This window comes from Sphingobacterium sp. T2, from assembly GCF_000814685.1.
GTDB lineage: Bacteria > Bacteroidota > Bacteroidia > Sphingobacteriales > Sphingobacteriaceae > Sphingobacterium > Sphingobacterium thermophilum.
Genome location: NZ_JXAC01000217.1, coordinates 1 through 5,261 on the forward strand (window position 1 = coordinate 1; position 5,261 = coordinate 5,261).

General features: G+C 38.0%; 5 protein-coding genes and 2 pseudogenes. 4 read left to right on the plus strand and 3 right to left on the minus strand.

Going from position 1 to position 5,261, the window contains the following annotated elements:
• Positions 1-362: 362 nt before the first annotated feature.
• From SD31_RS15600 to SD31_RS12410, 4 genes and pseudogenes are all read left to right on the plus strand, one after another.
• Positions 363-665, plus strand: a pseudogene (locus SD31_RS15600) (gliding motility lipoprotein GldH); the annotation flags it as partial.
• Positions 662-1,699 carry a tetraacyldisaccharide 4'-kinase gene (gene lpxK, locus SD31_RS12400; protein WP_231561571.1) on the plus strand — a complete coding sequence of 346 codons (1,038 nt, stop codon included), beginning with the start codon at positions 662-664 and terminating at the stop codon, positions 1,697-1,699. The pseudogene SD31_RS15600 and the gene lpxK, both read left to right, overlap by 4 nt.
• Positions 1,700-1,756: 57 nt before the next feature.
• A complete protein-coding gene (locus tag SD31_RS12405) occupies positions 1,757-2,149 on the plus strand; it encodes a hypothetical protein (RefSeq protein WP_039054371.1) in 393 nt (130 codons plus the stop codon).
• Between the two features lie 176 nt (positions 2,150-2,325).
• A complete protein-coding gene (locus SD31_RS12410; protein ID WP_156138358.1) occupies positions 2,326-2,691 on the plus strand; it encodes a hypothetical protein in 366 nt (121 codons plus the stop codon).
• 125 nt (positions 2,692-2,816) lie between these two features.
• On the opposite strand, the pseudogene dnaA reads toward SD31_RS12410, so the two are convergent.
• From dnaA to SD31_RS21010, 3 genes and pseudogenes are all read right to left on the minus strand, one after another.
• A pseudogene (dnaA, locus tag SD31_RS12415) lies at positions 2,817-4,245 on the minus strand (chromosomal replication initiator protein DnaA).
• Positions 4,246-4,845: 600 nt separating this feature from the next.
• Entirely contained in the window at positions 4,846-4,983 is a 138-nt protein-coding gene (locus SD31_RS21005) for a transketolase C-terminal domain-containing protein (RefSeq protein ID WP_316929875.1), read from the minus strand.
• Positions 4,984-5,056: 73 nt separating this feature from the next.
• Positions 5,057-5,224 (minus strand): hypothetical protein, encoded by a 168-nt coding sequence (locus tag SD31_RS21010; protein WP_316929876.1) that lies wholly within the window; start codon positions 5,222-5,224, stop codon positions 5,057-5,059.
• Between the last annotated feature and the right edge of the window lie 37 nt (positions 5,225-5,261).

Genomic DNA, 5,261 nt, shown 5'->3' on the forward strand with positions numbered 1-5,261 from the left:
AGCAAAAAGCTAGAAAAAAGCAGCAAGAGACTCCGACGAAAGAAAGAAAAAGCAAGAGAGTWATCAAAAACAAACGAAAAAGCAGACAAAACCTAAAGAAGCAAGCAGAGGAAGAAAAGGAAGAATTAGACAACAGAAATAAAAACAAAAAATTACAGATAAACAAAACAAACAAGTAGGAGAATAATCTTCTCCACTCTTCTTTTTTATTATGAAAAGATATTTAGCTATACTAGGTCTGCTTGCCTCCTGCAGCGATGGCGCCTTTTATGAAAAAAAATGTGGCCATAGCTGATCGCTCTTGGGAGTACGAGAGATATTCCTACCTTTGAAGTGAAGGTTAGAAGACAACAAAGCTAAATAACGATATCTATATCAATGTGCGTCATACCAACCAGTATGACTTTTCCAACCTGTTTTTGCTGTTACACCAACAGGGAAAAGGCATCAAAGACACGGCCTATCGCCACGAAATTTCATTGGCCGAGTTGGATGGACGCTGGAAAGGAAAAACTGCCGGCTCCCTTGTCGAAGTGCAGCATCTAGCATTAACAGATTTCGTCTTTCCGGATACGGGATCTTATATTTTCCGCATAGAGCAGAATATGCGTAAAACTCCCCTTACGGAAATCAATGACGTAGGATTAAAAGTCATAAAAAAATGATATTCCTTCTGCGATGGCTTTTGTTTCCCTTCAGCCTTATCTATCATCTTGTTGTATGGATAAGAAACAAATGTTATGATCTAAGGATTTTCCATTCTCAGTCTTTCGACATTCCTACTATCGTGGTGGGAAACCTTGCCGTAGGAGGTACTGGCAAAAGCCCTCTAACCGAATATCTGATACGCCTTCTGAAGAAAGATACACGTATTGCCACCCTTAGCCGTGGATATGGACGCACAACCAAAGGTTTCCGCAGGGTAGACACATCTTCCTCCGCAAGAGAGGTGGGGGATGAGCCGCTGCAGTTCAAAAGAAAATTTCCGGATATTCAGGTATATGTCTGTGAAAATCGCTGTTACGGTATAGAACAGATAAAAGCGTCATGTGATGTCATCCTGCTTGATGATGCTTTTCAACATAGGAAACTCAAACCGGGATTCTCCGTTTTGCTGTTTGATTTTCAATCTTTAATGAATCCAATTTTGATGCTTCCTACAGGCAATTTCAGGGATGAGCTCTCCTCGGCCAAAAGAGCCGACTGCATCGTTATCACAAAGTGTCCTACCGAAATATCAGATTTCCAGCGACAACAAATAGAAAGAAAACTGAGAAAGCATAGTAATGCACCTCCTTTTTACAGCACCATTGCTTATGACATGGCGCGGAATCTTACAGGCCACGAAAGCCAGCTCAACCTAAACGGAACAGACGTGCTCCTACTAAGCGGAATAGCCAATCCTAAGCCGCTTTCGGATTATCTGACAGCTCAAGGCTGCCGTATAGAACTGCTTTCTTTTCCCGACCACCACCAATACGAAGAGAAAGATTACAAACAGATTTTGAGCCGATTCGAGCAGATGAAAGGTAAGGATAAAATCATTCTAACCACAGAAAAAGATATACAGCGTATTGATACTACCTTATTCAAGGAAATGCCTCTGTTTTATATCCCTATACGTATCCAATTCTTGGATCAAAAACAGGAAGAATTCGATTTACTTATAAAAAATTATATTTCTTCCCGAATGCGTTAAACCTTTGTTGGCTGCTCCGGTCAAAAAAGAAATTATAAATCTAAAATTCTATATCTTATGAAAAACTTATTAGCATCCGTTTTGATTTTATTTGCTACTATAACCATATCCCATGCACAAGACAGAGGTCGTATGCAGCAAAGAAACCCTGAGGATATGGCCAAAATGCAAACCGAACGATTGACCAAAGAACTGAATCTAAGTCAGTCGCAACAAGATTCCATTTATAAGTATGTATTGGCTACAGCCACAGAGCAACGCAAGGTTTTCCAAGAAAACAATAATGATAGACAGGTAACCATGAAGGCCATGCAAGAGCTTCGTCAAAAGCAAGATCTAAAAATTAAATCTTTCCTGAATGAAGAGCAAACCAAGAAATACGAAGAAATCCAAAAACAAAGAATGCAACAAAGACCAAACAGAGGAGAAGGCCGCAGAGGCAACAACTAAATATTATTAGTGCTTTTCATATTAATCAGGCCTTATTTCACGTGAAATAAGGCTTTTTTGTTAAAACATGTTAAATTGTAACAAACCCGATACAATTCACACAATAAATCATAGCATTTGACAGTTATAGTACCAGAAGAATTCAATAATAAGTGTTCACTAAAACTTTAAATGCTATGAAAAAATTAATTTTAACAGGTCTAAGCTTCTTATTCGCAATTACTTTAACTTTTGCTCAGGATGTTAATCCAGAAACTAAAGCTCAAGAAAAAGTAGAAAAATTAACTGAAGTTCTTACGTTGAACGATGATCAAAAAGCTTCCATCTTCACGATAGTTTTGGAAAAAATAACAGCCATGGAAGCCATTAAGGCTGACACTACTTTGGAGGCTGCTGCCGCTCAGGAACAGCTAGAAGGAATTAAAAATTCTGCTAATCAAAAAATTGCAGAACAGCTTACTGACGAACAAAAAGAGAAATTCCTTAAATATTTAGAAGAGAAAAACGCGAAGAAAGAAGAAGAAGGCGAAGTACAGCAATAATAACTTTTCATAATTCATGCAATTTATTAGATAAACGGTTTAACAATCCCTAATCATGCAAAAAGGCGAGAAAAATATTTTTCTCGCCTTTTTTGATTCAGTAAAACTATAGTAGAACTACGCGGTTATGACGATTTCAATTTCTTTTGAATGTCTTGCACGTAAGATTTGAACTTTTTGTTCGGTCTCTATCAAATCTTCTACGGTCTGGCAAGCATAAATCACTGTCGAGTGATCGCGACCACCAAAGAAGTTACCTATAGATTTCAGGGAAGCTTTGGTGTGATTTTTAGCCAAATACATAGAAATCTGACGAGCCTGAACTATTTCACGTTTACGTACTTTAGATTTCACCATTTCTACTGGCACTTCGAAATACTCACATACTAATTTCTGGATATATTCCATAGAAATCTCCTTGTGTGTATTTTTCACGAAGTTCTTTAACATAGACTTGGCCAGATTCAAGTCTATTTCTTTTTTGTTTAAAGTTGCTTGTGCCAACAACGAGACTAATGCGCCTTCCAGTTCTCGTACGCTGTTGTCGATTTGCGTAGCCACGTATTCAACTACCTCTTCCGGCAATTCTATACCGTCAGAATACATTTTCTTTTTCAGAATAGCCATCCTTGTTTCCAAGTCAGGCACCTGAATGTCTGCCGACAAGCCCCATTTGAATCGGCTCAACAATCTTTCTTCCAATCCCGAAAGATCTTTAGGAGCCTTGTCCGATGTAAGGATTATCTGCTTGCCGGACTGATGCAAATGATTGAAAATATGGAAGAAGATATCCTGAGTTTTTTCCTTACCGGCGAAGTTGTGTACATCATCCATGATGATGACATCCATCGCTTGATAGAAGTTCACAAAGTCATTGATCGTATTGTTTTTAAGGGAATCCACGAACTGCTGACAGAACTTCTCACAAGAAACATAAATCACTAATTTATCCGGTAAGTTTTTCTTAATCTCATTACCAATAGCTTGGACAAGGTGCGTCTTTCCTAAACCAACATCCCCATAAATCATTAAGGGGTTAAAAGAAGTTCCTCCCGGCTTGTTTGCTACGGCATATCCTGCAGAGCGGGCAAGGCGATTACATTCACCTTCCACAAAATTCTCAAATGTGTAGTTTTGGTTCAACTGCGGATCTACCTGCAGCTTTTTTAATCCAGGGATGACAAAAGGGTTCTTTATGTTCTTATTTAATGCAACCGGAACAGGAATAGATTGCTTCTTACCTTCGGCACCATTACCATTAGAAGGTAGGTTAGTAGTATAAGGCGTATTCGTCGAAGATTTTTCCACGACAATGTTATACTCCAATCTACCTTGCTCTCCCAAAAACTTCTTCACCGTCTTACGTAGGATACCTACGTAATGCTCTTCCAACCACTCATAAAAGAATAAACTAGGTACTTGAATAGTTAAAACGTTTTCCTCCAAACGAACGGCTTTCACCGGCTCGAACCATGTCTTAAAACTTTGTGCCGGAATGTTGTCTTTGATCACTTGAAGGCAACTATTCCAAACACTTGTACACGTTTTTTCCATTCTTAAATTGTTAATAACTTGATAACCAATTATTGATAAAAAAATTGTTTAAAACTTTCCCTTTCAACGAAGATGATAAAAATTTCCGAGCTATAAAAGCGAAAGAATCAAAAAAATACAATTCATTATAAATCAATATTTTACAAAAATTTTATCCTTTTTAAGGTTCATAAATAGATGTCAAATCATTTTTTTCCACACATTGTATTTCGTGATAAAATTTTGTTTTTTTTTGTTTCTCTGACAACCGTTATAGGCTTAGGTGTGGAAAACTTTCTTCCTCTAATTTAAGAAATAAATATCTATATAATAAATAAAAAAGAGCTACATAAAATTTGTAGCTCTTTCCCTATTTTTATCTATATAAATTATCCTACCTGAGCACTTGTTGGCTGCCCTTTACATAGTTTTTGGCATACCTTTATGATGCTTGAAAAAATCATAGAACATGGTGAGCAGGAAGAGTTATGGCGCCTCTGTGGTTATGATTTTCAAGTCGATCAAGTWAARGGTMAGWTGCCAAAAACTAATGGTAAAGGGCAGCCAACAAGTTCTATGATTTCGTCCGGGATTCCTAGACGCACCACTTCAGCTTTATAATTATGATCCGACATAAATTCGAGGAATAGCCGAACCAAAACCTCCAGGAAGAGCACCGTCTTCCACCGTAATAATTTTGTTGAACTTTCCGAACACTTCGTGTAACAATTCTTCGTCCAATGGTTTGACGAAACGCAAATCGTTAATGTGACCGGGATCGTTATTCCCTTCGGTATTTTAATTCTCACTTAATGGCTTTCAGCAGCTTCAATTACCTMTATGCACCTATAGTTAATATGGCAACTTCTTCTCCATCTACCAATTTTCTTCCCTTACCGATAGGAATCTYYTTGAAAGGTCTTTTCCAATCGGGCATTACGCCGTTGCCTCGAGGATACGAACACCAAAGGCCCTTGTTTTCCAGATTGGGCCCGTACATTACGACAGATTACGCAGTTCTTCCTTCATTCATTGGT